Origin of the sequence: uncultured Lutibacter sp., assembly GCF_937891065.1 — a bacterium.
GTDB lineage: Bacteria > Bacteroidota > Bacteroidia > Flavobacteriales > Flavobacteriaceae > Lutibacter.
Genome location: NZ_CALAEQ010000271.1, coordinates 1 through 2,297, shown reverse-complemented (window position 1 = coordinate 2,297; position 2,297 = coordinate 1). Strand labels below are relative to the sequence as shown.

Genomic DNA, 2,297 nt, shown 5'->3' with positions numbered 1-2,297 from the left:
CCAGCCATAATACAAGAACGTCCTAAAACACAATTATGAGCAATTTGAACCAAATTATCTATTTTACAACCATCACCAATGATGGTAGAACTAAATTTTGCACGGTCTACTGTTGAGTTTGCTCCAATTTCAACATAATTTCCAATAACAACATTACCTATTTGATGAATTTTCACCAATCCTCGTCCATCATCACTTGGTCTATATCCAAAACCATCTGCACCAATACTAACATTGGTATGGAAAATACAATGACTTCCAATTTCACATCGTTCACGAATTACAGTACCCGACCAAATAACGGTATGATTTCCAATCTTTGTTTCATCAAAAATGCAAACATTCGGGTATAAAACAACTCCATCTCCTAAAACAACATCTTTTCCAACATAACAATTTGCGCCAATTTTACAATCCTTACCAATAGTTGCTGATTGGTGAATAACTGCAGTTGGGTGAATTTCCACTTCAAATTCAGGAGAACTTGGATTAAATAATTCTAAAATTTTTGCCATCGCTAAATCCGCACTTTTTACTTTAATTAAAGCACGATTCTCTTCTGGTTCAATATTTAAATTGTCATTAACAATGGCAACACTTGCTTTTGAAGTTTTCCATAAACTAACATATTTTTGACTTCCAATAAAACTAATTTGATCTACAGTTGCTTTTTGCAATTCTTCGGGTCCACTAATTTTTTGGTTCGTATCCCCAACTATTTCACCTTTTAAAATAGCATTGATTTCTTGAATTGTATATGATTTCATTTAATTTATGTTGATTTTCAGTTTCTAAAAGTTTCTCTTATTGGAAATTTCGCTAATATAAATTAATAAATTTAGAGTATTAGGCTTCTATTGTTTATTTATTAAACCGTTTATTATAAATGATTGATTCTTTACTACTAATTTTCCTCAAAATTCCGTATTTTTCGAACTTCAAAATACTAAATTACCCATGAAAGTATGTATTGCAGAAAAACCAAGTGTTGCACGTGAAATTGCTACTGTATTAGGAGCAAACACAAAACGTGATGGTTATTATGAAGGAAACGGTTATGCGGTAACATATACTTTTGGGCATTTATGTACTTTATTTGAGCCCAACGACTATAAACCATATTGGAAAAGCTGGAATTTGAATAATTTACCCATGCTTCCAGAAAAATTTGAGACTAAAGTCGTTAAAAATGAAGGAATTCAAAAACAATTTAATATTGTAAAAAGTTTATTTGATAAAGCGTCTGTTATTATAAACTGTGGGGATGCTGGGCAAGAAGGAGAATTAATTCAGCGATGGGTAATAAATCAGGCAAATTATAAAGGTGAAGTTCAGCGTTTATGGATTTCTTCTTTAACTACGGAAGCTATTAAAGAAGGATTTCAAAACTTAAAACCTTCAAAAAACTACGATAACTTATATTATGCAGGTTTTTCAAGAGCGATTGGAGATTGGCTTTTAGGAATGAATGCTACCAGATTGTACACCGTGAAACATGGCGGTTACAAGCAAATGCTTTCTGTAGGAAGAGTTCAAACACCAACATTAGCTATGTTAGTAAATCGGTTTAAAGAAATTGAAAATTTTAAACCTCAACCCTATTGGGAATTACAGACATTGTATAGAGAAACGCTGTTTAATTGTGAAGAAGGACGATTTTTAAAAAAAGAAGACGGTGAAATTTTAGCAAATAAAGTTAAAGAAAGTGATTTTGAAATTGTTTCAACAAGTAAAAAAGCTGGAAAAGACTACGCTCCAAAATTATTTGATTTAACCGGTTTACAGGTTTATTGTAATAATAAATTCGGATTTTCAGCTGATGAAACCTTAAAAATTGCTCAAAAATTATACGAACAAAAAGTGGTAACATACCCGAGAGTTGACACCACATTTTTACCAAATGATGTACACCCTAAAGTTGCTGGTATTTTAAAAAATTTAACCAATTATAGTGCTTTAACTCAACAATTATTAAGCAAAAAAGTAAAGAAATCAACCAAAATATTTAATGATAAAAAAGTAACTGATCACCACGCAATTATTCCAACAGGTGTTCAAATAAACTTACAATACAATCAGCAACAAGTGTATGATATTATTACCAAACGGTTTATTGCTGTTTTTTACGATGACTGCTTGGTTTCAAATACAACAGTAATTGGTAAAGCCGATGCTGTAACCTTTAGAACAACTGGAAAAGAGATTCTAAAAAAAGGTTGGAGAGTGGTTTTTGAATCTCCAAATTCAGAAGAAAAAACAGCAACTGGAATTTTACCGACTTTTATAAAAGGTGAAAA

At 31.3% G+C, this 2,297-nt stretch carries 2 protein-coding genes; one reads left to right on the top strand and one right to left on the bottom strand.

Translation table 11 applies throughout. The annotated features are described in order from the left end of the window. Positions 1 to 767: UDP-3-O-(3-hydroxymyristoyl)glucosamine N-acyltransferase (gene lpxD, locus Q0352_RS14605; RefSeq protein ID WP_299528842.1), on the bottom strand; the 767-nt coding region annotated here is incomplete at its 3' end. A gap of 190 nt (positions 768 to 957) precedes the next feature. Here lpxD and Q0352_RS14600 point away from each other — a divergent pair. Then, positions 958 to 2,297: DNA topoisomerase (locus Q0352_RS14600; RefSeq protein WP_299528840.1), on the top strand; the 1,340-nt coding region annotated here is incomplete at its 3' end.